Raw genomic sequence first — 973 nt, 5'->3', positions numbered from 1 at the left:
TTCGGATTGCAGGCTGCAACTCGCCTGCATGAAGTCGGAATTGCTAGTAATCGCGGATCAGCATGCCGCGGTGAATACGTTCCCGGGTCTTGTACACACCGCCCGTCACACCACGAGAGTTTACAACACCCGAAGTCGGTGGGGTAACCCGCAAGGGGGCCAGCCGCCGAAGGTGGGGTAGATGATTGGGGTGAAGTCGTAACAAGGTAGCCGTATCGGAAGGTGCGGCTGGATCACCTCCTTTCTATGGAGAATCGTTTCCTGCAACGGAAACATTCAAATCGGAAGCTTAGCTTCCAGATACTTAACGCGTATCCATTTGTTCGGTTTTGATGGAATTTGCGGGGCCATAGCTCAGCTGGGAGAGCGCCTGCCTTGCAAGCAGGAGGTCAGCGGTTCGATCCCGCTTGGCTCCACCAACAAACTTCATCAATTTGTCATGTCTAGAATTACAGAAATCTTGATCCTTGAAAACTGGATACCGAAACGAAAATGCGTTTTAGAACATCTTTTAGCTGAAACTTGTGTAAACAAGTTGAAATAGTTATTAGTATGCTGAAAGCGAAGGTTTTCGATTGTGAAGCGACCTTTGGCTTTAAACAGACTAGCGAACGGATTCATCCGGGAGCGCTGTTTAAAACAAGATGAGCGAACAAGCGAAACACCGGAGCGATGGTTAAGCTAATAAGAGCACACGGAGGATGCCTAGGCGCCAGGAGCCGACGAAGGACGTGGCGAACAACGAAACTGCCTCGGGGAGCTGTAAGCAAGCTTTGATCCGGGGGTGTCCGAATGGGGAAACCCAGCTGTGGTAATTCGCAGTTACTCATACCTGAATACATAGGGTATGTAGAGGCAGACCAGGGGAACTGAAACATCTAAGTACCCTGAGGAAGAGAAAACAATAGTGATTCCGTCAGTAGCGGCGAGCGAACGCGGAACAGCCTAAACCAAGAGGCTTGCCTCTTGGGGT

At 50.4% G+C, this 973-nt stretch carries 1 tRNA gene and 2 rRNA genes; all 3 read left to right on the top strand.

What is annotated here, in order from left to right:
* A 16S ribosomal RNA gene (locus tag A3849_RS03435) occupies positions 1 to 244 on the top strand; the annotation flags it as partial.
* A gap of 99 nt (positions 245 to 343) precedes the next feature.
* Positions 344 to 419: transfer RNA gene (locus tag A3849_RS03430), tRNA-Ala, on the top strand.
* A gap of 255 nt (positions 420 to 674) precedes the next feature.
* Positions 675 to 973: ribosomal RNA gene (locus A3849_RS03425) — 23S ribosomal RNA — on the top strand; the annotation flags it as partial.

The sequence above is a fragment of the Paenibacillus sp. P46E genome, from assembly GCF_001909095.1.
GTDB lineage: Bacteria > Bacillota > Bacilli > Paenibacillales > Paenibacillaceae > Paenibacillus_AQ > Paenibacillus_AQ helianthi.
The sequence above is the reverse complement of the archived record's forward strand: the minus strand, read 5'-3'. Positions and strand labels throughout refer to the sequence as shown.